The 23304-nt window shown below is 53.5% G+C and carries 22 protein-coding genes and 1 other RNA gene; 13 read left to right on the forward strand and 10 right to left on the reverse strand.

All coding sequences use genetic code 11. The annotated features are described in order from the left end of the window. Positions 1 to 89 precede the first annotated feature (89 nt). From lexA to G491_RS0115160, 4 genes are read left to right on the forward strand one after another with little or no spacing between them, the layout of a single operon-like run. The gene (gene lexA / locus G491_RS0115145; RefSeq protein WP_011366939.1) at positions 90 to 713 is read left to right on the forward strand and encodes a transcriptional repressor LexA; all 624 of its coding nucleotides are present in this window, start codon (positions 90 to 92) and stop codon (positions 711 to 713) included. A gap of 49 nt (positions 714 to 762) precedes the next feature. After that, a complete protein-coding gene (locus G491_RS0115150; RefSeq protein WP_028315213.1) occupies positions 763 to 1929 on the forward strand; it encodes a hypothetical protein in 1167 nt (388 codons plus the stop codon). Next, positions 1919 to 3019 carry a hypothetical protein gene (locus G491_RS0115155; protein WP_035219050.1) on the forward strand — a complete coding sequence of 367 codons (1101 nt, stop codon included), beginning with the start codon at positions 1919 to 1921 and terminating at the stop codon, positions 3017 to 3019. Before G491_RS0115150 ends, G491_RS0115155 begins: the two co-directional genes overlap by 11 nt. Next, a complete protein-coding gene (locus G491_RS0115160) occupies positions 3012 to 3593 on the forward strand; it encodes a hypothetical protein (RefSeq protein WP_051327283.1) in 582 nt (193 codons plus the stop codon). Before G491_RS0115155 ends, G491_RS0115160 begins: the two co-directional genes overlap by 8 nt. 360 nt (positions 3594 to 3953) lie before the next feature. Here G491_RS0115160 and ssrA read toward each other — a convergent pair. Next, positions 3954 to 4308, reverse strand: a transfer-messenger RNA (tmRNA) gene (gene ssrA, locus G491_RS34955). A gap of 216 nt (positions 4309 to 4524) precedes the next feature. On the opposite strand from ssrA, the gene G491_RS0115165 reads away from it, so the two are divergent. The 7 genes from G491_RS0115165 to G491_RS30965 all read left to right on the forward strand — a co-directional run bounded on the left by G491_RS0115165 (position 4525) and on the right by G491_RS30965 (position 9698). Next, positions 4525 to 5046 carry a Ros/MucR family transcriptional regulator gene (locus G491_RS0115165; RefSeq protein WP_015949334.1) on the forward strand — a complete coding sequence of 174 codons (522 nt, stop codon included), beginning with the start codon at positions 4525 to 4527 and terminating at the stop codon, positions 5044 to 5046. A 17-nt stretch (positions 5047 to 5063) separates the two neighbouring features. Beyond that, positions 5064 to 5321, forward strand: coding sequence for a hypothetical protein (locus tag G491_RS0115170; RefSeq protein ID WP_028315216.1), 258 nt, complete (start codon positions 5064 to 5066; stop codon positions 5319 to 5321). Positions 5322 to 5324: 3 nt separating this feature from the next. Next, positions 5325 to 6113, forward strand: coding sequence for a dihydropteroate synthase (locus G491_RS0115175; RefSeq protein WP_028315217.1), 789 nt, complete (start codon positions 5325 to 5327; stop codon positions 6111 to 6113). 262 nt (positions 6114 to 6375) lie between these two features. Next, positions 6376 to 6516 carry a hypothetical protein gene (locus G491_RS35515; protein ID WP_015949337.1) on the forward strand — a complete coding sequence of 47 codons (141 nt, stop codon included), beginning with the start codon at positions 6376 to 6378 and terminating at the stop codon, positions 6514 to 6516. Between the two features lie 443 nt (positions 6517 to 6959). Beyond that, positions 6960 to 7193 carry a FeoA family protein gene (locus G491_RS0115185; RefSeq protein ID WP_015949338.1) on the forward strand — a complete coding sequence of 78 codons (234 nt, stop codon included), beginning with the start codon at positions 6960 to 6962 and terminating at the stop codon, positions 7191 to 7193. Positions 7194 to 7273: 80 nt separating this feature from the next. Then, a complete protein-coding gene (gene feoB, locus G491_RS0115190; RefSeq protein WP_028315218.1) occupies positions 7274 to 9487 on the forward strand; it encodes a ferrous iron transport protein B in 2214 nt (737 codons plus the stop codon). 10 nt (positions 9488 to 9497) lie between these two features. Continuing rightward, positions 9498 to 9698 carry a FeoB-associated Cys-rich membrane protein gene (locus G491_RS30965; protein WP_035219051.1) on the forward strand — a complete coding sequence of 67 codons (201 nt, stop codon included), beginning with the start codon at positions 9498 to 9500 and terminating at the stop codon, positions 9696 to 9698. A 15-nt stretch (positions 9699 to 9713) separates the two neighbouring features. Here G491_RS30965 and G491_RS0115200 read toward each other — a convergent pair whose 3' ends face one another. After that, positions 9714 to 10994, reverse strand: coding sequence for a GNAT family N-acetyltransferase (locus G491_RS0115200; RefSeq protein WP_028315219.1), 1281 nt, complete (start codon positions 10992 to 10994; stop codon positions 9714 to 9716). Positions 10995 to 11041: 47 nt separating this feature from the next. Then, on the reverse strand, positions 11042 to 11560 hold the full coding sequence (locus G491_RS0115205) for a cob(I)yrinic acid a,c-diamide adenosyltransferase (RefSeq protein WP_028315220.1): 519 nt from the start codon (positions 11558 to 11560) through the stop codon (positions 11042 to 11044). A gap of 143 nt (positions 11561 to 11703) precedes the next feature. Between G491_RS0115205 and G491_RS0115210 the strand changes: the two genes are divergently transcribed. Beyond that, on the forward strand, positions 11704 to 12867 hold the full coding sequence (locus G491_RS0115210; RefSeq protein WP_028315221.1) for a DUF362 domain-containing protein: 1164 nt from the start codon (positions 11704 to 11706) through the stop codon (positions 12865 to 12867). A 77-nt stretch (positions 12868 to 12944) separates the two neighbouring features. On the opposite strand, the gene G491_RS0115220 is transcribed toward G491_RS0115210, so the two are convergent. Both G491_RS0115220 and G491_RS30970 read right to left on the reverse strand, forming a co-directional pair. Beyond that, on the reverse strand, positions 12945 to 14258 hold the full coding sequence (locus G491_RS0115220; RefSeq protein ID WP_028315222.1) for a hybrid sensor histidine kinase/response regulator: 1314 nt from the start codon (positions 14256 to 14258) through the stop codon (positions 12945 to 12947). A gap of 221 nt (positions 14259 to 14479) precedes the next feature. Beyond that, positions 14480 to 15553: a hypothetical protein gene (locus G491_RS30970; RefSeq protein WP_051327284.1), complete on the reverse strand. Its 1074-nt coding sequence runs from the start codon at positions 15551 to 15553 to the stop codon at positions 14480 to 14482. Positions 15554 to 15839: 286 nt separating this feature from the next. Here G491_RS30970 and G491_RS0115230 point away from each other — a divergent pair, with 286 nt between their 5' ends. Then, positions 15840 to 17924: a hypothetical protein gene (locus G491_RS0115230; RefSeq protein WP_028315223.1), complete on the forward strand. Its 2085-nt coding sequence runs from the start codon at positions 15840 to 15842 to the stop codon at positions 17922 to 17924. A gap of 67 nt (positions 17925 to 17991) precedes the next feature. On the opposite strand, the gene G491_RS0115235 is transcribed toward G491_RS0115230, so the two are convergent. The 5 genes from G491_RS0115235 to G491_RS0115255 form a co-directional block, all read right to left on the reverse strand. Continuing rightward, on the reverse strand, positions 17992 to 19014 hold the full coding sequence (locus G491_RS0115235; RefSeq protein ID WP_028315224.1) for a DUF2804 domain-containing protein: 1023 nt from the start codon (positions 19012 to 19014) through the stop codon (positions 17992 to 17994). Between the two features lie 33 nt (positions 19015 to 19047). After that, positions 19048 to 19476, reverse strand: coding sequence for a GNAT family acetyltransferase (locus G491_RS0115240; RefSeq protein ID WP_028315225.1), 429 nt, complete (start codon positions 19474 to 19476; stop codon positions 19048 to 19050). A gap of 135 nt (positions 19477 to 19611) precedes the next feature. Next, entirely contained in the window at positions 19612 to 20691 is a 1080-nt protein-coding gene (locus G491_RS33990) for a divergent polysaccharide deacetylase family protein (RefSeq protein ID WP_051327285.1), read from the reverse strand. Beyond that, complete coding sequence (locus G491_RS0115250; protein ID WP_028315226.1) at positions 20692 to 22134, reverse strand: S41 family peptidase; 1443 nt, start codon at positions 22132 to 22134, stop codon at positions 20692 to 20694. It lies immediately after the preceding gene. Continuing rightward, entirely contained in the window at positions 22134 to 23303 is a 1170-nt protein-coding gene (locus G491_RS0115255) for a murein hydrolase activator EnvC family protein (protein ID WP_035219052.1), read from the reverse strand. Before G491_RS0115255 ends, G491_RS0115250 begins: the two co-directional genes overlap by 1 nt. Position 23304 lies beyond the last annotated feature (1 nt).

Below are 23304 nucleotides of genomic sequence, written 5' to 3' on the forward strand. Positions count from 1 at the left end.
TTCTTGACCTGATGGGCATAAGGTCGTATATTTGTTTGTTATTCGGCCAAAAATGGGGCTCTCTGTCTTTTTAAAGGAAGGAGTACGCTATGGGCAGAAACAGAGAAGACGACATTACGCCGTTGCAGCAGGAAACACTTGATGAAATATGCCGGTACGTTTCAGCCAAAGGGTATCCGCCGACGGTTAAGGAAATGAGCGAAACATTTGGAATCAGTCACGCCAGTGTGCATGACCGGATCAACCAGCTGGTTCGCAAAGGTTATTTGAAAAGAGAGGAAGGTAAGGCTCGCGGTCTGACCGTGACCAAGCATCCTCAGACAAACGCGGTCGCCCTTGTGGCGGTTCCGATTGTCGGCACGGTTGCAGCCGGTCATCCGATTTTTGCCCATGAGAACATCACGGGCGAGGTTCTGGTGGAAGCATCCGTTGTCGGATCAGGTAAGTGCTTTGCCTTGTACACACAGGGCGACAGTATGATCGATGCCGGAATAAATGACGGCGACCTGATCATTGTGAGGCGTCAGCCAATTGCCGAGGACGGTGATATCGTTATTGCTCTGCTTGACGATGAAGCCACGGTCAAAAGGCTGAAAATTGATAATGAGCTCATCGAGCTGGTCCCGGAGAATCCGAGGCTGAAACCGATCAGGGTCAAACCTGAGGATGAATTGAGGATTCTCGGCAAAGTGGTGGGCCGGAAACGAATTTGAGAGAACACTATGTAAGGACAGCTATAAGCTAAAAAAACAGGAGATATTAATGGCAACTTTAAACCTTCGCCGCTTTTCGAAGCCGGAAATGCTCCGGAAGATCGACCGGAGCCATCTGATCACATTTTTTGAGCCCTACACCGAATATCTATCCGGGCGAGGGATAGAGTTGCCATCGGCAGCCGCAGAAAACGGACTGGACTATACAGTCATGAGTAACGTGCTGCTGAACCCGAACACCAGCACTCCACCTGAGATGTCGGAAGCCCTCTATTACATTAACGAGATGTCGACTCCTGAGGGTTTCGACCTGATACAGGAGGCCATTGCCGACACCGAGATCGATGTCAGTATTTCCGAAGATGCCGCTTACGGTGACCTGGCTCTACAGGTCTGGGTTCAGGACCGCAATATCATCGAGCGTCTCCATGCCGAGCAGTTCCTGTTTCGCCCACGATCCTTTGAATATTTCAAATGCACCCGGGAAACCATTCCGGATTTTGAAGAACCGAGCGAAGAAACCATCGCCGCCCTCGAAGCGGATCTGGATGAATGGTTTGCCAAGAAGCGTCGGGGTCGGGCTTCAAAGGTATTCAGCTATGTGAAAGATGATTTTGTCTGGTTTCTTGTCCGTCATGGAGAGCCTTTCACCCGGGAGTCCATTATTAAAGATGGAGAATCCAAAAGCCTGTTCTATCGGCCGGAAAAATATGACGTGATTGTTTACAACCCGGAGAATGGTGAGATCCGGATGAACGCACGCTCCAAAGGCGAAAAGGAGCTGTACCGCACCAAGTTTGGCCTTCATCTTTTCGGTGACAGCGAGTTTTTTGATGGCAAAAGCAAATTCACTCTGGAGCCGTTGAGGGAGTCTGGTTCAGCGTCCATCCTTTGTGAGGATATTGAAGGGATCGATTGGGTGCGCCTCAAGGAGTTCCAGATCTTCCGTGGTGGAACACATAAAGAGATCGAAATCCGCAAAGCCGAGGACATCTTTGCATCACTGGAAGAGCGGGATCGCAGCATCCCCAATGGCGGCCGATTGAGCAAAGCCAGCTTCCAGATCAAGTTTGCCGACTCCAAAACACCACGAACCGTCACACTCAGCTCCGGCAACCGTGCTCAGTTCAAACGGGATGATGATGCTGAAGTTCTGGAAAAATGGCTGATTCGCCGTGGATTTGTCATTTCCGGCTCGGAGGATAATGGTGAGTGAAACCCGGCTCTGGCAATTCTTAGAAGAGCACCCGAAACAGAATGCTCCGTGGTGTGAGTGGCAGGATGCGTTTGGCGGTTGGGAGTCCTTCAGTGGATTTGAAACGAAGTTCCTGCAGCTGACCAATCAGCGTGCGTCTGCAGTCAATTGCAGAACCGACTGTGGACTGGGCTGCCCACGAAAAGTTGTCGAGCATGCCACCAATGATATTGCTGCAGTGTGCCCTGAGCAGGAAGAGAAGCCATACAGCCTGAACAAGAGGGATGTGCTGGTCTATACATTGAACCGGTCCTCATTCCACAAAAGCATCTGTACCGGGCTTGGAATCACACGGAATGAAAATTCACTGGACGGCATTCCCGGTGTTTTCCGGCTGGGGGATTACACACCGACCGCCGGGTTCAATTTTCCGGTTTACCTGACCTTCAAGAATGACCCGGACGAACTTCTCGAAAGCGTCAGGAATATCAGCCTGCTTGGGCAGGACCCTTATGCGCTGATCATTCCAACCCGCAAACAACTGACACCCCGAGCGGAGAATCTCCTGAGCCGGAGTGGTTCAATATGTATTGTGTTGAGCGAGGATTTTTCCATTCAAACCAATGGCAGCCTGAAAGCTCTCAGGCCCGCGATCGATGTATTTGCAACCTTTCAGGCCGAAATACCTCAGCCGGATTCCGGTGGCATGGTCTATTTCGACACGCCTGCTGGTATCAACTGGAGTGGAATAACCATCAAATTCTTTGATGGACATACAGTTTCAATCCACACGACCAAACCGCATGGTCGATACAACTACACCCAGATGGGAATGGCTAACACCAGAAACGGTAATCCAACCATTCCTTGGGAGCTCCTCAGAGCTTTTGCCGAATCACGCGGGCAGATTGACTGGCAAAGCCAGTATGCATCTTTCAAGGTCAAGGACCAGAAGCCGCGTCTGTCAAAAAAGCTGCGTGAATTTTTCCGGCTGACAGACGACCCGATTGAATACCTAAAGGAGGAACGCTGCTACCGCTGCCTTTTCACAATCAAGCCAGAGGGTGATGACGACTCAACCTATATCAACGAGGATGCGCTCTATGAATAAAGTCAGACCGTCGGCGGAGCAGGTGGCCATGTATCTGGAGCGGTGGGATTCGTTGGACAATTATGTACTGCAGGAGAGCAGCCTCAGAAAACTGTTCGCTGAGACATACCCCAGAAATGTCGATATGGATGATGTCCTGATCAAGGTCTGTTCGCTGAACGACTTTTACAGCACGAACATTTTTTCACCATTTACCGTTGCCCAACACATAGTCGATTTGGATATCGACCAACGTCTTGGCAACCGGGATCTGACTCTCGTAAACGACATTGCCGTGGTTAAGGTTAACGGCCAGAAGACCATCAATTTTTATTCGTTTGCCACCAAGTATTGCAGCCACCATTTCCCGGAGGACTATCCGATCTATGACAGCTTTGTGGAAAAGATGCTCATGCACTTCAAGCGGGTGGATAAATTCTATAAGTTCAAGAAGGACGACCTGAAGCACTATCCGACATACCACGCAATTCTGATGGAGTTCAGCAGGTTCTATGGGCTGGAATGCTTCACCCTCAAAGAGGTCGATAAGTACCTCTGGCAGGCGGGCAAAGAATACTTTCCCAAGCAATACTGACCGCTGGAAATCTGAATAAATATCACTTCCCGAAACCTGCGAGAGACTTTTGGTTTGTGAAAACGGGTGGTTTGACCCGACCATTTGATGCCTTAACACAACCGCAAAATACCGTCATTCGGCTAAATGCTTAATCTGAAAGGATATCTGTAACCGGACGCGTGTCGGACCCTGTCCGAAGAAAACAGAGAATACCGCCCAAAACAGAGAATGAACGTGGGGAGAATGGAGAGAATCAGGTGGTTGGAGAGAGCTTCCGGAAAGATGTCAAAACGTCCGAAACCCTTTGAATACAAGGGGAAAAAGAAAACCCGTCTACCCAGAGAATCACTCTGGAGAGACGGGTTGTCACCATAAAAATGGTGGAGGCGGCGGGAGTCGAACCCGCGTCCGGAAATATTCCGCGGTGGCGTCTACATACTTGTCCCGAATATTGTATTTCGCCTGGCAGAGCCCATTCAGGCGGGGGCGGCTGGCAGGCTAGCCTGTTAAGGTTTCACATGGCATTGCAACAGGCGGGCAAGTCATGCTATCCCACTAGTCGACGCCCTATCCCGGTATGTGGGAGATGCCAGGTAGGACGATGGCCTTAAGCGGCCATAGCGTAGTTATAATCGTCTGCGATTATGTTTAGTTTCCACCCTTTTTACGAGTTGGCGGAGGGCTCGGTATGCAGCCACGGCTTCCTAATCCCCGTCGAAACCATTTCGCCCCCACGGCGCCGTGCACGGAGGGGTTGAATTAATAAAAAACTCTTCCAATACATTGCAACTACGCTTACAAACTGCGCAGACGTACCTAAATATAATTCTTAACCGAACTTTGTCAATCAACAAATGCAGTTGACATGAAAATGCTGTATGTTGTAACACTTAGTTAAATCCAGCCCTTTTTGCACATCTTTCAACAATCCCTACAAAGGAGAAACACGATGGCGAAAACGCTGACAGAGATTGCGGCAGAGATTGTGGCGGCGCAGGTCGGCAGCACCAGTATGACCTCCGAAGAAGTGGGTGAAGCTCTGAAATCCGTGTTTAAGACCTTGGTTCAACTGCGGATGGCGGAGGGAGGAGAGGAAGCCGAGGCCCTGACTCAGGTTCCGGCGGCTTTGGGCGAGGAGGGGGTTTCGGATCAATTGGCGGAATTGCGGCAAAGGCCCATCCGCTCCATCAGAAAGAACAAGGTGATCTGCCTGGAGTGCGGCGCCGAGTTCAAACAACTTACCAAAGGGCATTTGAAAGAGCACGACATGGACGCCAAGGAATACCGGAAAAAATACGGGTTCAAGGCGCGCCAGCCGTTGTCGGCCCAATCCCTTTCCGCCAAGCGCCGTCAGAGCGCCAAAGAGCGGAACCTGGGCGAAGTGCTCAAGGAAGCCCGCAGGCAAGGCAAGGGCGCAGGCAAAAAGGCCGCTCCCAAAAAAGCCGCCGCCAAGGGAAAGGCCAAGAAGTAACGGCCGGGTAGTCAGGTATGGAAAAACTTTATTCCTTTGCCGGGGAGCCCATCCCCTGGTATGATTCCAGCCCCGTTTGCGGGTTTTGTCTGGCGCTCATGGCCCTGGTGTTCCTTTTCGGCGCCTGGGGCGTCAAGGTCGGGTGGGAAATGCAGGAATTCCACCGGGACGTCTGGGTTCCGGGAGTTCTTATGGTCTTGGCCGCCTCCGTGATGCTGTCTTTAGTCGTTCGTCTGGTTCAGCGCCGGGCTAGTCGGAAGGGGTCCGTCCTTTAAATCATGTTCGTAATCGCAGACAATATCCAAATTACCAGATACCGGGTGGAAATGGCCGTCAAGGAAAGAAACCCGGAGCCCATCAAACAACTGGCCGCCCAGTGCCGGGAAGCCGGCGCCCAGGCCATTGACATCAACACCGGCCCCCTTTCCCGCCAGGGAGAGGAGATCATGCAGTTCATGGTGGAGGCGGTCCAGGAAGCCTGCGACCTGCCCGTGTGCCTGGACACCGTGAACGCCAAAGCCATGGAGGCCGGCCTCCGGGCCGCAAAAGGGCCCCGGCCCATTATCAACGGCATCTCCATGCAGCCTGAAAAGCTGGAGGGAATCCTCCCTCTGGCGAAAAACCACGACGCGGACCTGATCTGCTTTTTGCTCAAGCCCGACGGCCACGTGCCCAAGGACGCGGACTCCAGGCTGGCCCTGGCCGTGGAGCTTACGGGGATTCTGGATGAAGCGGGAATCTCCCGGGACCGCGTGGTCTTCGACCCCCTGGCCGTTCCCCTTATGTGGGACGACGGCGGAAGACAGGCCGTGGAGGTGGTGGAAACCGTGCGCCTCCTGCCCGAGGTCCTGGGCTTTGACGCCCGGGTGATGGTGGGCCTCTCCAACCTCACCACCGGCAGGCCTCCGGGCCCCCAGCGCCAGCTCGTGGAGCAAACCTACCTGGCCATGTTGGGCGGCGCCGGGCTCACGTGGGTGCTTATGAACATCTTCAATCCCGACACCATCGCCACGGCGCGGGCCGTCGGCGTTTTGGGCTCCGGCGGGATTTTCTCCTGGCATTTCTAATTCCTCCTGATTTTTCTCATGCGGCATAAGGGCGTTTTCATGGCGTCTTATGACGCGCCTGAAGTTTTCCAGTCGTTGAAAAATAACTAGCCATTTAAGAAAGATGAGATATTCAATCCGCTTTTTCATGCGATTTCCGCCTAATTTGACTAGTAAATAGTAATATTTTGCTTGACACGATGCGTCATCTTGCTTATCTTGCTAGTTATTAAGGCGAGGGGTCGTGGGTCGCTCCCACATTTCCAAACAAAGGAGAGACGTTATGAAAAAACTGGGAATTCTCGTCAGTCAGGTCGAACGCGACGAACTTCGCATCAAGTCCGACGTCCGCCCGTTGGTGGCGTTTTCCTACGCCAGGTCCGGGCTCATCCGCTTGGCGGGTCTAAAAAAACTGAAAAAGTAACTAGCCCCATCCCCCCGGAAAAGGGCGGGCTCACCGGCCCGCCCTGACCCGCAAAGTGCAGCCCTATCGGGTTCTTCCTCCTTTATGCCGTCTCGGCGCCGCGCCTTCCAAATTCTTCCCGGCGCTTCCTTGCTCCAGCCATCGTCCCAAACGCCCATTCCCTCGTGATTGCCTCTTCAGAAAAAATGTGCTGTTCCAAGCTGAACTGCGAATTCAGCCCCTTCTTTTTGCTCCAGACGTCGTTCTCAGCCCGCCTTAACTTTGCACCGTCTCTTAAATATTGATCATGCTGAAAAAATAATTTTTGGTAAGAATTATTATTGACATAGAACGAAGTTAGATATATCTTACAAATGTCGAAGGGGCGATTAGGGTTCGTTCATGCTAGATGGACGGCGAATCCCCAAAACCAATCAAACAATTCTGAAAAAGCAGGATGGCATATGAGAACAATCTGTCTGCGGAAAATGGAGCAAAAACAGGGTGGGACCATAAAGGCGGTGAAAGCCAGCGGAGAACTGGGGCGGCGCATCCGCGACATGGGGCTGGTTCCCGGAACCCGGATCAAAATTCAGGGCAGGGCCCCCTTGTACGACCCCGTGGCCCTGAGAGTGGGGGACTTCACGTTAACGCTCAGGAACAACGAAGCGGATTATATTGACGTGAATGTGGACTAGTCCGCCGCATTTTCGCAGGGTAAGCCGTTCCGTGCAGGAATTTTCATCAGCAACGCTTTTAAAACCATAGGAAACAAACAATGCAAGCTACCATAGCCTTGGCAGGCAATCCCAACTCCGGCAAGACCACTTTGTTTAACGCGCTTACCGGCGCAAGGCAGCATGTGGGCAACTATCCCGGCGTGACCGTGGAGCGCAAGGAGGGCCTTTGCTCCGTAGGGGCTCATACGGCCCATATCGTGGACCTTCCCGGGACCTATTCCCTGACCGCCTATTCCGAGGAGGAGAAGGTCGCCCGAGAATACCTGGCCCAGGAACGCCCGGATGTGGTCATTGACACCCTGGACGCTTCCAACCTGGAGCGCCATCTGTATTTAGTGGTGCAGCTCCTTGAAATGGGGCTGCCTTTGGTTTTGGCCTTGAATATGGTGGACGTGGCCAAGTCCCGGGGCATGGAGGTGGACGCGGAAAAACTGTCGGAGCTTTTAAGAACGCCCGTCGTCCCCACTATCGCCCGCACGGGCAAGGGCAAACAGGATCTTATTCAAATAGCCGCAGACTTGGCGCAGCAGCCTGTTAACCAGACTCCTCTGGTCATTTCCTATGGCGCGGACATAGACAAGGCCCTGCTTCAAATGCAATCCATGATTTCGGAAGGCGCTTTTTTGAAGAGCTATTATAATCCCCGCTGGGTGGCGATCAAGTACTTGGAGATGGACGAGGACGTCATTGTCAAAGGGCATGAAGCCAATCCTGATTTGTCCGACAGGTTGACGGCCGTTTCCGCCAGGGTCGCCGCTCATTTGGAAGCCACTTTGAACATGGATCCCGAAACCATGATCGCGGACCACCGCTGGGGCTTCATCCGTTCCATCATCCAGCAGGGCGTGATTACCAGGAGCAACGACTCCGACCGCCTTTATCTGTCCGACAAGATTGACATGGTCTTGACCAACCGGTTCGCCGGCCCAATCATCATGCTGGCCATATTGTATGGACTGTACCAGATCGTTTTTACTTACAGCGCGGCCCCCGTCGAGTGGGTGGAAGGCTTGTTCTCTTGGCTTTCCGACACGGTTTCGGCGATCCTGCCTCCGGGCATGCTGCAATCCCTGGTGGTTTCGGGCATTATTGACGGCGTGGGCGGGGTCATGGGCTTTGTTCCCTTGATTATGTTCATGTTCCTTGGCATCGCCATTATGGAGGACACGGGATACCTGGCCAGGGTGGCGTACATGCTGGACCGGGTGTTCAAGGCCTTTGGGCTGCACGGAAGCAGCGTCATGGCTTACGTGGTATCCGGCGGCATCGCCGGCGGATGCGCGGTCCCTGGCGTCATGGCGGCCAGGACCCTTCGGTCCCCCAAGGAAAGGCTGGCTACGTTGTTGACGGCCCCCTTTATGAACTGCGGCGCCAAGCTGCCCGTGTTCGCCCTGCTGATCGCTGCCTTTTTCCCGGCCAACGAAGCCTTGATGATGTTCGGCATCACCCTTTTGGCCTGGATGGGCGCGCTTGTCGCCGCCAAGATTTTGCGCATGACCATTATCCGGGGCGAGTCCACGCCGTTTGTCATGGAACTGCCCCCCTACCGCATGCCCACTTTCAGGGGATTGGCCACCCATACCTGGGAGCGCACCTGGCAGTACATTAAAAAGGCGGGAACCGTGATTCTGGGGATTTCCATCCTGCTGTGGGTAATCATGACCTTTCCCGGACTCCCGGAAAACAAGGCGGCCGAATTCGAGGCCATGCGCGGGCAGGTTTCAGCTGCCTATCCCGAGGCGGCGGCCCTGGAACTGGAAAACGCCGGAGAAGGCGCTGAGTTAAGCGAACAGGCCCAGGCCCTGAGCGGCGCCCTGGCGGCCGTGGACTCCCAGGAAGCCCAGGCGGCTTTGCGCAACTCCGTGGCCGGACGCATAGGCGGCGCCCTGGAGTCCGTGACCCAATGGGCCGGTTTTGACTGGCGCACCAACATCGCGCTGGTGGGCGGCTTTGCAGCCAAGGAAGTGGTGGTGTCGGCCTTGTCCACGGCGTACTCTCTGGGCGAAACCGACCCCGAGGAATACCAGACCCTGTCCCAGACCCTGGCCAAGGATTCTTCCTGGTCCCCGGCCGTGGCCCTGGCGCTCATCGTTTTCACCATGTTTTACGCCCCCTGCTTCGTGACGGTGGTTTGCATCGCAAGGGAAGCGGGGTCCTGGAAATGGGCGGCCTTCTCGGTGATATTCAATACGACTGCGGCGTTCATCCTGGCCGTGGGCGTGTACCAGATGGCAACCCTGCTGGGTTATTAAGGAGGCGGTCATGCAGGAAGTTATCGTGGCAATCATCGTAGCCCTGGCGGCTGGGGCCTTTGTCCGGCGCATTTATAAAAACCTGACTGCGGAAGAAGTTTCGTGCGGCTGCGGAGGCGGGTGCGCCGGATGCGGGCAAAGCCCCGGCTCCTGCGGGAGCCGGGACCTTTTAGCCAATATGCCTGAGGAGTCGAACTCCCAAAAAGACTAATCAGGCCTGAAAAAATTAGTATCTTTCGTAAACCCATGACTTGGTTTTGGGAAACAGGACGTCCGTCATCGGGGCGCTTTGATCCCGGGCCAGATAATCAAATGGCCGGACATGCTGGGCGGCGGGAAAGATGTCAGGCCGTGTGTGCTGCAATTCCCGCCAGGTCCGATGCCCAAGGGCCAGAAGGGGAAATAAATCCTGGTTGAGGCAGAATGTCAGGGGGCATTCCTCCGTTGTCCCCGGCCTGACCTCTTCCAGGACGCCCCGGCTCCAGACCAGATCCGCATTTTCAGCGAACATTTCCAAGCGATACACGCCGGAAAAACCCTTGAAGCAGCTTCCCGCCAGACGCTTTTCCAAGACCGGGGCGATCCCCCTTAGAAAAGCGACCTTGTCCGGAATGCTGATCTGCCACGCGTAGGGGTATCCCTTTTTGGCGCCCATGGCGATGGCCATGTTTCCCGCCGGGGAGTCGTTGTGCAGATCAAACCGGAGGTACGGCTTGTCCCTTTCCCGGGCCAGCTTTTTGGCGAAAACCAGCAAGGCCATGAATGCGTCCGGCGAGATGTCTATGCTGACTTCGCTGACAATCAGCCCGGAGCCGAATCCCTGGCCGGGGACGCGGCAGTAAAATCTTTGCCCGGTTTTTGAATGCTTGGTGATGAAGTAATCCGAACCGTACTCCGTGTTTTTGCTGTGGGTCAGCAGATAGTCCCAGACGGCCCGGTCTCTTTTCACCGAGATGGAGTAATAGCTCCGGTACCGTTCATCCTCTTCCAATAGAAAAGGAATGTCTTCCTTTGCCGCCGGGGCGAAGGTCCAGGGGGAGTCCTCCAATTCATCGGGCATGATATGAAACGGCGCGTCTATGTGGTTATTTAAGGGGACGGAGTAGTAATAGCCGAAGTTATGGTAAAAACCGGGTATGCCCTGGATTACCCCGAGGAGATACCCTTCATCCAGCATGATTTGGCGAAGGGCGTCGTTCAGCCCCCGCATCAGCCCTTTTTTGCGATGCTCGTCAAGGGTCCCAACAAGACCCTGCTCCCCAACCTTTATTGCAACCCCCTCCATCTCCCAGGTCCAGGGAATCAGGACGCAGGCGGCGGCGAGGGCATTGGTATTTTTCTCCCTGGCTAAAAGCCAGTTTTCGGGGGGAAGCCCAGGGGCGTGATGAAATAGAATATCGGCCAGTTCAGCCACGTCTTCTTGCTGAAATACGTCTCTGTACAGAGTTTTAAGTTCGGAGACGTCCAGAGCGGCGTCCCCCCGGCAAATGGTGTAATTTGAGTCCATCAAAAAAAATCTTTCCCGGGAACAAAGATTCTATTCAGGCAGGCGAGCTATTTTTCAATGCCGACCCTGGCTTGCACCCCCTGCTTGTAATAATGCTTGATTTCCCGCATTTCAGTCACCAGGTCCGCCACTTCGATCAGTCTCTCGTGGGCGCCCCGGCCTGTAATAAGCAATTCGGTTGTGGGCGGCCGCATTTCCACGACCTTCATCAGGTCGTCTATGGAGAACAATTCGCAGGTCACGGCCACGTTGCCTTCTTCCAGCACGACCAGATCGTAGTCTCCGGAAACCAAGGCTGCCTTGGCCTCCCTGAGTCCGGCCTGCGCCGTATCAATATCTTCCTGAGCGGGTTTTCCCTTGATAAAACGGCCTAACCCGTACTGCTTTACGGTAATCAGGTCGTCAAAGCGTTTAAGCGCTTTAATTTCACTGTAATCGCCCATTTTGATGAATTGCGCGACGTAAACTTTAAACCCGGCGCCTGCAGCCCGAACACAGAGGCCCAAGGCCGCCGTGGTTTTGCCTTTGCCCTCGCCCGTATAAACCTGCACATATCCGTTTTTCATAAAATATCCTGTATAATTAAAGTGTAACCGCTCCTTAACTGTTTATACATTGCCAATACCATGTTTTTATGGCACGTGTACATAGACCTTTCACCATTCGTCCAAAAACAGACGAGCGCATCCGCAGATCATAAGGAGGTAAAATGGCAGGCTGTCCGGTTTCCGTATTGAAGTGCCAGGATTACTCCCCGGAAAATCTTCGCAAAACCATAATGCAGAGCCTTGAAAACATCGGGTTTGACCCTCAAACCTTCCACGGCGCCAGGGTCGCCTTAAAGCCTAACCTTTTGGTTCCCGCGCCCCCGGAAAAGGCGGTGATCACGCATCATGAGTTTTTTCGAGCCGCGGCGCGGATTGTCAAGGAATACGGTGGTGACCCCGTGCTCATCGAGTCCCCTTCCATCCATTCCACGGATCGCGTGATTAAAAAAACAGCCTACGCCCAGGTCGTCGCCGAAGAGGGCGTGGAAGTCGCCAGCGTGGACAAAACCCGCACGCTGAATTATGCAGGCAGCCGCCGCTACAAACACGTGGATGTCGCCGAAGCCTTTTTCGAAGCCGATATTATAATCAACCTTCCCAAATTCAAAACCCACGGCCTGACCTACGTAACCGGAGCGGTAAAGAACATGTTCGGCGCCATACCCGGCCTGCAAAAGTCGAAGATGCACGTCAAGGCGCCTGCCGCGGACGAGTTTTCTGAATTCCTCCTGGACCTCTACGGCTGCCTTTTGTACGGCTTTGACAAGCCTAAAACCTTCCTGCACCTCATGGACGGAATCATAGTCATGGAAGGGGAGGGGCCGGGCGCTTCGGGCTCCCCGGCGCGCATGGACGCGATTTTGGCCTCCACGGACGCAGTGGCTCTGGATTATGTCGCCACAACCCTGTCCGGCCTGGATGTGGAAAAGGCGCTTATCACCATGCGCGGCTTTGAACGGGGTTTTAACGTTACCTCCCCCGAGGAAGTGCAATGGATCGGCGACCCGAAAGATTCCTTCACTCATAAACCCCTCAGGCCGTCCAGGGGAACCATTCTTTCCAACATGGTCCGGTGGCCCATCACCTCCAAACGGTTCAGAAATCTTTTTATAGACAGGCCGGTCCCAGGCCAGGAAAAGTGCACCCTGTGCTATCAGTGCATGAAGATCTGCCCCGCGGGCGCCATCAGCAAGGCCGGATCCGGGGGGAAGAAGCCTACGTATGACTACAACAAATGCATTCGCTGCTATTGCTGCATGGAGGTTTGCCCCGAGGCCGCCATCGAGAAAGGACGCGGCAGGCTGCAATGGCTTCTCAGAATGTGATTTGAAAAGTTTTTCTCGCCAAAATAAAAAAGGCCGGCCGCCCGAAGGCGAACCGGCCTTTGCCGTCAATTGTTTTTTTAAACTGCAAATGGAGTTGGGCTCGGCAGAGCCTTCCCTGTAGGGGACTCGGACATCCCGTTTTTCCAGGGTTCAACAGACTTTTCTTTCGCCTTGAAAACCTTGGAGGCAGGCCTTTTGGGCGGAGGCGCGGCTCCTACGGAAAGGCTTTTAAGGGGCTGTTTTTTGAAAACCGCCGTAAACCACAGATTCAATCCGCCGTCGGGAGTTTCCTCCACGCCGGTCTTGCCGCCCATGGCCTCCACCAACTGCCTGGCGACTGTCAGGTCCAGAGTCGGACCAACGGGGCACTGGAACCCCTCTTTGTCATCCAAAGGCTTAAACGGCTCTAAAATTTCCAAGGCCTTGTTCAGCCAATCGCCGCCTTTTCCCTTTTTACCCATTTCCTTCATGCTAATACGCAAGGTTATGCGGTCTTCCAAATCCTCCAATAGATCTACATGCACGTTGACATCGCCTTGATTGGAAAATTTCACGGAGGTAGTGATCAACGTCAGCATGATTTGGCGCAGCCTGGTGGAGTCGCCCACCAGCAACGGGGGAACATTGGGATCCCTGGTGCACCGGTAAGAGATCTGCCTTTCCCGGGCTCTCAGCCCCAGGACGTAGTCCACGTCCCTCAGTACATGCTCCAGGTTAAAATTTTTCGGGCGAATCCGGTTTTCCTTAATTTCACCGCTTGTGTACTGGAACAAGGCGTCCGTTGCGGAAATCAGCCTGTCTGTTTGCTCCAGAAGTTCGGCCGCCGTCTCTTTGCACTGCTCGTCCAGGCCGTTTTCAAGCAGTCTCTTCGCCAGACCCATAATCCGGAACAACGGCTTGCGGAGACTGTCGCCTGCTTCCTCAAGGAATTCGCTTTTGCTTTGATCCGTCTGCGCAAGATCCTTGTTTGTTTTTTCCAGTTCCGCCCTCTGCTTGTGCAACGCCATAAAAACATTGATTTTACTTTTCAGAATGTGCGGATTCAAAGGCTTGGAAAGAAAATCCACCGCCCCTGACTCATACCCCTGGGAAATATTTTTTGCATCTGCATGATGAGCCGTCACAAAGATTATGGGAATATGCTTGGTCGCTTCGTCCAGGCTCAACAGGTTGGCGGTCTCAAACCCATTCATCCCCGGCATTTGCACGTCCATGAGGATCACGGAAAAATCGTGCTCTAAAGCCATGGCAAGGGCGTCGTTGCCCGACACAGCCGTGAGAACGTCATAGGCCGGATTTTCCAATAGTTTTTTCAGAGCAAACAGGTTTTGCGGCTTGTCATCAACAACCAGAATGCTCGGCTTGTGTTCACACTGTGATTCCAAACTCATTTTGGCCTCGATTGAAATTTTTTTTCTGAAAAAATGAACTACTGCTTAAGTATGTACATCGGCGCCCAACAGGCCAATCTTGAGTTGTAAATAGGAGAGTGATATTTTCAATTTGTTTGGATAGTATATAAAAACGGTATGTTAACAAAGTTAATCATACCTGAAAAAACTTTTCAAACAATTTTTCAGAGTTTAATTGGCGGGCAAATAGATGCTTCCTGCTAATTTTGGGAAGCGCGAAATTCCGGGATCGAAAACTCCTTCTCCACGGCGTAGGCCTCATATAAATCCTTGCAATAGTTACAGGATCCGCAATCCTTATTGCAATAAGCCAAGGTTTGCCAAAAGTGCCCGGGCAGGTCCTGATTGGGAATATGGACTCTTTCTCCAAGCCATTCCATGGAGTCCGTCAATTCCAAAAGGTTGCCCTCATAGGTTTTGCTAAGATAAGCGCCAAGGACCATGGCGGGAAAAGCTGCATCCCCTTTGTTGCGGCCGCACAGCTTGATAACGTCCGCCGTCTGCTCATAGCGGTCGGCGTCCTCGGGCCGGATCAGAGGCGAGGAGAATATATGGTGGGGATGTTCATTCAGATGCCTCATGCAGCCCAGTTTTTTGTTGATGGAGTGGGTGTTGTCAGGATGCAGGTCCATGTTGCAGAACGCAATGAGAGCGTCGTGAGCCGGTTTAAAGGGGCACTGATACAAGCATCCTTCATTGGCCAGCAGTTCAATCAGCATTTCCGGGTATTTCTCCCTGATTTGAGCGGAAACTTTTTTCAGCTTGGTCATGTTCCGGTTAAGGGCGCGGTCCAGGACGATTTTTTGCGGGGCTTTGAATTGGGTCATGCCGATTTCGGAAATCAGCACGCGGATTTTTTCCAGGGAGTCCGGCGAGAAGTTGACGCTGGGAACAGCCTCCAGTTGGGAGCAAAGCTCCGGGGCGGCGTCGGACAGCGCCTGAAGCTGATAAAAATCCCCGAAAACCACCCCGTCCAGGCAATTGCTATCCAATAGCGCCTGAAGCGCTTCCACAACTCCGGCGCATGACTGAGCATCAAAATACCAGCCGGGATGATTGAATCGGGAGTTCAGCAGAGCGAATTTTTTCACGCCCGGAACCCGTGACAGCAAGGCTGCCAGTTCTTCGGCCTTCCGGGTTTCAAACCTGGCCCTGGCGTCCAGGGCCTTGGGAGAATACAGGCTGAAATACAGTGAATAAATACGCGTCGCGTTTTCACGGAGAAAATCCGCGTATGATTCCTCGGGTGCAAAAGGCACGTCAAATTGCAGCATAGGGCGCCTCCCTTCCTTGGGTTTGAACAAAATTTTGAGATAGGATATCACCATTTTATGCTGGATATCAACCCGGGAAAAAACTTGACCGGGCGTATAATTATTGTTAAGGCTATTTATAGTCACTAGTATGCCGTCCACGAACGGCGCTTTGTCCGCCCTCACAACGATTTTGTCACTTTTTTAAGATCCAAAAAAAAATCCACGGCGTATGCCCGGCTCGGCCGCGCCGTTCCGTTCGCCTGGACTCATCTGTTTTTCCGCTTCATAAGTAAAGGGGGGAGTTATGAAATCAATCAAGGGAGAAAATCCGCGTGTTGGGAGCATATTTGTCCTGGCGCTGTTTGCGCTGAGTCTGTTCGCCTGCTCCAGCAGCGATTCAGGCTACACGGAAGCCGTGAAGGATGCGGTTGATAAGGGCGTGGCGGCGATAACCGGAGCCGTTGGCGGGACCATTATTGTGGCTGTCGCGGATAACGAAATCGTCGCACAATACGACACGGCCGGGCAGGAGCCAGACCTGGACCTGGACGGTGATGGGGTCAAGGAAGCCTATTCTTTCAATTTGCAGGGCATTCCCGTGGGCGTGGACGTCCAGGTTTTTATCATCGAGGACGGGTGGATTTTCCCTGTGTATTTTGCCGACGGCTCGGGCGGGACGACCAACCTGTTTTCCCTGGGAAGCCAGGCGGACGTGGATTTCGGCTATATTGATCCCAACAATGAGGACGCCAAGGGCATTGCGCTTGCCGCCAATAACATCGTCGGCGACACTCCCTCCTTGTCCCCTGGAATCAAGGACGCCTCCATTCCTGAAGTGCTCTACAAAGCAGAAATTCTGGGCCTGAGCCTGAAAGAGCTTGTAGCGCAGGGTCTTGACGCCCTTAAGGAAGGCTGGATGTGCCGCGCCAAATGCTATTTTGAGGCTGCTGCTGCCTTGGAGCCGGGAGACGACAAAGAGGCCTGGGACGCTGCAAATTTTTTCCTGGCCGGAACCCGCGTGGTGTATTTATGGCACGACATGTCAGACAGCTACACGCCCGGCGGCGAACTGGACAACTTTGGGGAAATCCTGGACCGGTTCGGGTTTGAGTTTGAAAACGAAGCCCGTACGAATTTTTTAGCCATAGCGCCATACGACATTTACGACATGCCCCAGGACTGCCCCACCGGCGCCGAATTGCAGGATTTCTTTTATAATAAGGTCAGGCCCGAAGTGGAGGCCGCCATTTCCAACTGCGCGGTGATAAGCGACGCGTTCGCCGTGGACTGGACGGTTCCCTATTTCGAGGAGCAGGTGCACTCCGACTATGCGGACGTCAAATACCTCAAAGCAATGCTGGAGTTGGGGCTGGCAGCCATCCAGGCGCAATACCACTACAACATGGACGCCGATTTCGACGCTATGATGCGCGGCGAGCAAACCATGCAGGACCTGTTTGAAAACGGGTTCCTGACCCCGGCGCAGCATTGGGACCTGCGCAAGTGGACCAACGTCTCCATGACGCTCATGACGGACAGCCGGGACAGCCTGTTCGCCGCCCTGAACGACTTCTGGGAGGGCGTTGGCTGCATGTCCCAGCGCGAGGGGGATTACACTTATTTCGAAGACCTGCTGGACCTGCCAAGCGACTTCACCAATACTGCGTTAAACCAGTCCATTCCCTGGCCGTTTGATCTGCCGGACTCCCTGGGTTATGAGTTCACCTTAACGGAGCTTTTAAACGCGTTGACCAATGAAATGTTGGATGAGGGCGTTGACCTGGGCCTGATTTACACGATCCTGGAGCTCATGGGCGTGGAGACCGGCAGCCTGCCCGCGCTGGAAAACGCCAGGGTGAATCCTTTTGTCCTGTGGGATTACGGCGGAGTGGATTTTAACGCGGTGCTTCCCGAATTTGAAGGCAACAGGGTTGTGGGCCTGTTCAACGACGGCTCCATTGAAGGGCTTTTCGGAGGCTCGGTGGGTGACATCCCGCTGGCGGCCTGGGTGAATATGGACATCAACCAGGACGGCGCGGTGGACCTCGCTCAATGGCTGGACCCGGTGGACTTTCTGCCGATTCTTTACGAAGATCTGGTTGTGGAAGACCTCTACGGCCTGGGTGATTTGCTTGGCTTTGATCCTGAGGAGCTGCTGGACATTCTGCCCTTTTTCCTGGATGACTCCCTTGTGAGCTTTGCGCCCGCCCTGATTGAGTCGATCCTTTATGATTACGTGCCGGAGCAGATTGGAATCTTTTTTGAGGATCATTTAAATGACGATCTGCAATACTCCTTGGAGCGCTTTCTGCCTCTTGAGGTGGGGATTCCGGTTGTGGAGTTTTTTGTGGATCGGGCGGCCCAGTTCTGTAATCAGCCGGAAAGCTGACAGACAGCCTGATTTGTTACTCAACGGGGGACGCTCGCCAGGCGGGCGCCCCTCGTTTTTTGTTATTTCACCAAACCGCCCGATGGAACTCCGTGAGGCCGCGAATCCCTTCAAACTCCACCAGCTCCCCGCCCTTGGGATGCAGCTTGCCGGAAAAGGTTCCGAACAACTGGTTGAAGTTGGACTTTATCAAAAAGGCGTTGATGCGCTCTCCCCTGTCCGCCTGAGGGACGAAATGTAGATCCACGGTTCCGTCTTCGTCCCAGATGCGCCAGGGCTGGTAAAGATCCGTCTGGTTGAAGTCGTAAATGCAGCGTGCGACCCGGGTGCGCTCTTTGCCGACCCAAAAGGCGTTTTCGCTGAAAAAGGATTCATTGGTGAGCGCGGCGAAATTGGCGCCGACTATTTCCTCGTCCCCGCCGGGCAGGGGGCTTGAAAAAGCCGCCCAATACCAATTGGTTTCCCGCCTTAAATATCCGCCGGACCAGTCGTACAGCAGGGTGGGCGCCGGGCCTGGATCCAGCTTGTTGCCGTCCAGGGAAATCTCCAGGGTGTCGGGAACAATGGGCGAGCATTTTTCCGTAAAGGTCCATCGGTATGGATCGGAAGGATTTAAAACGCGTAAAGGCTGGTACTGCTCCAGACCGTAGGGGGCGGTCAGGGAGATTTCCAGTCGGCCGTCCAGACAGGCCTGAAGCGCCAGGGTGTTGCGCGAGTGGGATTTGACGAAAACCAACCTGTCTTTGGCCGTGCTGTAATTAATGGAATACTCGTCCGGGTTTACGGGAAAGATCAGCTTGCCCTTGCCCGGCCCCTTTTTGTCCATTTCAAACAGCATGCCCTGATTGTAATCGTAAACATAAGCAAAAACCAGGTGCATGTACCCCAGCCTGACCGCAGCCAGGCCCACAAAATAGTCTCCTGCATTTATGCCGATATAATTGAACATGTGCAGGGCCAGGTATTTGCGAATTCCCTTGATTTCCTTCCCAAAGAAATTCATCAACCTGAAATCTTTGTAATTAAAATCAACAAGCTCGTCGTAAACGCCGTAATTTACTTTATTATTCGGCCCGATTATGCGCTTCATCGTTCCCTCCTGCATATTTCGGCGGGCGTCCCTTTAATCAGACGCCTCATCATCATATAAACGCTTGCTCATCACCACAACAGGATCTGATTGATAGCCTATATTTCTATAAAAATCCAAAACCAGCGTATTGCTTTTCCTGACCATCAGGTCGATCTTGGGGCAGCCTGAGTCCAAGAGCGCTTTTTCCGCATGGCGCATGATCCTTGCGCCCAAACCTTTTCCTTGCAAGGATGGGGCCACGGCAAGATAATAAATCCATCCTCTGTGTCCGTCAAAGCCCGCCATGCAGGATGCGACGATTTTTCCCTGGTGTTCGCCCACGAAAAAAAGCTCCGGGCTGTCCGCCGTCTTCCTTTGGATGTCCCTATAAGGATTGTTTGCAGCCGTGGTAAGGCCGCATTCTTTCCAAAGCGCCACGACCTGATCCAGATCCGATGTTTGATATCGTCTGAGTTCCATAGGCCGGGAGTTTAGCACAAAGGCGGCCTTACAGAAAGGATTTCAGGCTTTAGAAAACGGAAAAATTGAAGCAGGTTAACAGCTAATGCAGGGGAATGGCAAAGGGGAGCGGGCGGCCCCGCAATAAATGCGGGGCTACTTAATAACTCGTACAAGATCGGAGGCGGGAACCAGCCTCACCTCCGCATCCACGGCGGGCAAACGGGCCGCAAGCACCTTATAGGTCACCTTATAGGGGTGCCCGATGCCAATGGCCTGGCCGCGTTTTTTCGCCACGCTGACCAGGAGCTTGAGCTGCTTTTCCACAAAGGCTTCCGTCCTCACATGGTCCAGAAAAACGTCCCGTTGGGCGAAAGGAAGCTGGAAAAGCCGCGCCGAAGGCCCGCACACGCTATGGCGGGTGGTCCTGGAGTCCACAAAAAACAGGCCCTGTTTTTTCAGGACCGTGAATATGGGATACAAAGCGCCGGATTCCATGGTCAGCCGGGAGCCCATGTGATTGTTCACGCCTGCGATGTAAGGCACCGCAGCCAGATCCTCCTTAAGGATATCCATCATGGTATCCGTAGTCATGGAGGCCAGCAAAGTACCGGGGCCCGGATCCACCTCCGGGTATTGCATGGGCTCCATGGGCAGATGGAGCAATACCTGTCGGCCTTTGTCATGCGCCAGATTGGCGATTTCAATCTGATCCGGGCTGTGAGGCAGGATGGAGTAGGTTAGGACGTAAGGCAGATCCAGAAATTTGTGCTGAATGCCGTTGCCGTAGCCCATGTCGTCTATGATGATGGCGACCCGAGGCCTGTCATCCGCGAGTTCCACGGGCGGCTCTTCGGGAACCTCCGGCTCGTGGTCGGGAATCTCCTCAATATGCTTGTCGTCGAAAATTTCGTAAACAGGCTTTTTGATTGGCGCCTTTTCCACTGGCGCCGCCGGAGCCGGTTGGGGCTTGGCGGCCGCGGGTTTAGGCGGCTCAGCAGGCCGGGGCGCCTTGGCGCCGGTCTTGGCCGCTTGAGACTGGGCCGCTTCCTCCAAAGCCGGAGCGTAGCGGTTCGCCATGTAAGCCACGGCGCCGGCGGCGGCTATAACCAGGATAATTGCGACAGCCAGCTTGATTAAGACGTTTTTACCGTTCTGAGGCTTTTTCTTGGTTTTCTTTTTAGCTCCGCCCTTTTTGGGCGGAGCTTTTTTGGTTGGACTCTTTTTCTGCACCATCTATTTTTCCAAACCCGATAACAAACTGTACCCTTTAAGTATGTCGAGCGCTCTTTTAATCTGATGATCCTTCAATAGTTGGTCAACATCCAGATAGCCGAATATCTTGGTGGGATCTTGCTCCGGCCCCACAGGCTCCCCTGTCTTTACCTCTTCTTTCGGAGTTTCGGAAGGAATATCCAACTCCTGCTCCTGGTCATCTGCGGTTTCCTCCTGGCCTTGCTCCTCTTCGCCTGCGTCCGACTCAGCGTCCAGGTGGTTTTTAAGATCCTTTTCCTTCAGATAGACGAATTCAGAATTTTCTTCATCGTCTTTGTCATCTTTCTTTTTCTTGTCAAACCCGGCCTTGACAATGATGTCCGGAACAATGCCCTCGGCCTGGATGGAACGGCCGCTGGGAGTATAGTAACGGGCGATGGTCAGCTTCAAGGCGTATCCGTCGCGCAAAGGCTCGACAGTTTGGACGGAGCCTTTGCCAAAAGAGGTGGTTCCAAGCAGCACTGCTCTTCTGTGATCCTGCAGAGCTCCGGCCACAATCTCCGATGCGCTGGCCGAGCCTCCGTTGATCAAAACCACCATGGGGCATTTGACGTCCCTGCGGCTAGGGCTTGCATGGTACTCCTGGCTCGAGGTGGCGCGTCTGCCTTTATGAGAAACTATGACCCCTTTACTTAAAAATACGTCGGAAACGGAAATCGCCTGATGCAAGAGGCCGCCCGGATTGTTTCTGAGGTCCAGAATCAAACCGCTGAGTTCCTGTTCGTCCTGCCTGAGCCCTTCTATGGCTTCCAAAAGATCGGTCTCGGTGGATTCCGTGAAATTGGTTATGCGCACATATCCGAAATGGGGCGCCAAAGAGGTTTCATGGACGCTTGCAACCTCAATGATATCCCTTAATATTTTGTAATCTTTGGCTTTTTTCATGCCCTTGCGGTAGATGGACAAGGTCACGTAGGTGCCTTTTTCCCCCCGCATTTTTTTGACGGCCTCGGTCAGCTTCATATCCAGCGTGGACTCTCCGTCCACCGCCACAATCACGTCGCCGGCCTGGATGCCGGCCCTGAAACCCGGAGTTCCCATGATGGGAGCTATTACGGTGACGTATCCGTCCTTCATGGAAATTTGAATTCCAATGCCGCCGAATTCCCCTTTGGTGCTTTCCTTAAGGTCCTTGTACGATTCAGGGGGCATGAATTCGCTATGAGGATCCAGCGTCTGCACCATTCCCTGGATGGCGCCGGAGATCAAGTCCTCGGTCTTGACTTCGTCCACGTAATTGTTCTCGATGATTTCAATCACCTGAGAAAAAAGTTTGAGGTTTTTGTATGCCTCCTCATCCGCTTGCGCCGTTTGGACCGAAAAGACGGCGGCGAGCAGGAGGGAACAAAATAGGGTGAAAAAGGCTGCATAACCTGTTTTGTGGAATCTTTTGGTAAAAGTCATCAATTTTCCTTTCTCAACCACTCAGCGGGGTCAAGCGGCGTTGAATGATGTCTGATTTCAAAATATAAGCCCGGACCTGAAAAAGAGCCCGAGTCTCCAACGGTGCCTATTACCTCCCCGGTTTCCACTGTTTGCCCTTTTTCCTTAAAAAGGTCTTCAGCATGGGCGCAAACCGAAAAATAGGCTTCTCCGTGGTCAATAATTATCATGTTGCCATACCCTTTGAACCAACCTGAGTAGACGACCTTGCCGTCATGGATGGCGTGAAAGGGCTCCCCGATTTCCGAGGCGATATCCACGCCGCTTCGGAATTGGGTGGCCTTGAACTGTGGATCTTTATGGGCGCCAAAGGCGGCCATGATTTTGCCTCCGGGAATCGGCAGGCCCATTTTTCCCTTGAGCGAAGCAAAGGAACTGGATGGCGCCTTGGATGATTTGGGAGGCGGCTTGACCGACGGTTTGATGCGGTTGATGGTCTTGCTCAACTCCTTGGCCGCCTGCTCCAGAGATCTTAGCGCAGCCTGGGCAAGGCCCTTTTCTTTGCTGACCCGGGCTAACAACTTCTTTTTTTCCGCCCTTTGACTTTTTAGCTCAGCAAGCTCCCGATCCAACTCCTTTTCCAGCCTGGCCTGCTCGTCCCGGTTGTTCTCCAGGCTGTCCGTCAAAGTCTTAAGCCGGTTTTTGTCCTGGTTCAGATCCTCCCAAACCTGGTTGTCAAAGGCGATGATCCGTTTCAGGGCGTCCTGCCTGATCGACGCGTCAAAGACCGAGTTGGACCCCAGAATGACCGAAGCGGTTCCGGTCTGGGTCAGTTTATAATACTCAGCCAGCCGCCTTGCGGCGTAATCCTCTGCCTCTTTCACCCTTTGTGTTACCTGTTCCAGGTCGCTTTTGGCAAGGGCTATTTCTTCTCCGGTCTTTTGCAAATCCTTTTTTAATTGCGAAGCGCGCTTTTGCGCGCTTGCCACGGATTTATCCGCTTTTTCCAGTTCAGCAAGCATCTTACGATGCGTCACTTCCAGATTCTTGATTTTCTCCTGGGTTTCTCCAATCTGCTCCTGGATTTTTTCCTTCTTGCCGTCGCCGGCCCAAGCCGGCTGTTGCAGACTCGTCGCCGTCAGCGCCAGGCAGACTAAAACCAGAATTTTTTTTCCCATTGAAAAAGGCAAA

Source organism: Desulfatibacillum aliphaticivorans DSM 15576 (assembly GCF_000429905.1).
In the GTDB taxonomy this organism is placed as follows: domain Bacteria; phylum Desulfobacterota; class Desulfobacteria; order Desulfobacterales; family Desulfatibacillaceae; genus Desulfatibacillum; species Desulfatibacillum aliphaticivorans.

Coding starts and splice junctions, on each gene's coding strand:
- G491_RS0115150 (WP_028315213.1), top strand. CDS start 763: ATGGCAACTTTAAACCTTCGCCGCTTTTCGAAGCCGGAAATGCTCCGG.
- G491_RS30970 (WP_051327284.1), bottom strand. CDS start 15,553: ATGCTGCAATTTGACGTGCCTTTTGCACCCGAGGAATCATACGCGGAT.
- lexA (WP_011366939.1), top strand. CDS start 90: ATGGGCAGAAACAGAGAAGACGACATTACGCCGTTGCAGCAGGAAACA.
- G491_RS0115240 (WP_028315225.1), bottom strand. CDS start 19,476: ATGGAACTCAGACGATATCAAACATCGGATCTGGATCAGGTCGTGGCG.
- G491_RS0115160 (WP_051327283.1), top strand. CDS start 3,012: ATGAATAAAGTCAGACCGTCGGCGGAGCAGGTGGCCATGTATCTGGAG.
- feoB (WP_028315218.1), top strand. CDS start 7,274: ATGCAAGCTACCATAGCCTTGGCAGGCAATCCCAACTCCGGCAAGACC.
- G491_RS35515 (WP_015949337.1), top strand. CDS start 6,376: ATGAAAAAACTGGGAATTCTCGTCAGTCAGGTCGAACGCGACGAACTT.
- G491_RS0115210 (WP_028315221.1), top strand. CDS start 11,704: ATGGCAGGCTGTCCGGTTTCCGTATTGAAGTGCCAGGATTACTCCCCG.
- G491_RS0115165 (WP_015949334.1), top strand. CDS start 4,525: ATGGCGAAAACGCTGACAGAGATTGCGGCAGAGATTGTGGCGGCGCAG.
- G491_RS0115170 (WP_028315216.1), top strand. CDS start 5,064: ATGGAAAAACTTTATTCCTTTGCCGGGGAGCCCATCCCCTGGTATGAT.
- G491_RS30965 (WP_035219051.1), top strand. CDS start 9,498: ATGCAGGAAGTTATCGTGGCAATCATCGTAGCCCTGGCGGCTGGGGCC.
- G491_RS0115205 (WP_028315220.1), bottom strand. CDS start 11,560: ATGAAAAACGGATATGTGCAGGTTTATACGGGCGAGGGCAAAGGCAAA.
- G491_RS0115235 (WP_028315224.1), bottom strand. CDS start 19,014: ATGAAGCGCATAATCGGGCCGAATAATAAAGTAAATTACGGCGTTTAC.
- G491_RS0115185 (WP_015949338.1), top strand. CDS start 6,960: ATGAGAACAATCTGTCTGCGGAAAATGGAGCAAAAACAGGGTGGGACC.
- G491_RS33990 (WP_051327285.1), bottom strand. CDS start 20,691: ATGGTGCAGAAAAAGAGTCCAACCAAAAAAGCTCCGCCCAAAAAGGGC.
- G491_RS0115200 (WP_028315219.1), bottom strand. CDS start 10,994: ATGGACTCAAATTACACCATTTGCCGGGGGGACGCCGCTCTGGACGTC.
- G491_RS0115250 (WP_028315226.1), bottom strand. CDS start 22,134: ATGACTTTTACCAAAAGATTCCACAAAACAGGTTATGCAGCCTTTTTC.
- G491_RS0115220 (WP_028315222.1), bottom strand. CDS start 14,258: ATGAGTTTGGAATCACAGTGTGAACACAAGCCGAGCATTCTGGTTGTT.
- G491_RS0115230 (WP_028315223.1), top strand. CDS start 15,840: ATGAAATCAATCAAGGGAGAAAATCCGCGTGTTGGGAGCATATTTGTC.
- G491_RS0115155 (WP_035219050.1), top strand. CDS start 1,919: ATGGTGAGTGAAACCCGGCTCTGGCAATTCTTAGAAGAGCACCCGAAA.
- G491_RS0115175 (WP_028315217.1), top strand. CDS start 5,325: ATGTTCGTAATCGCAGACAATATCCAAATTACCAGATACCGGGTGGAA.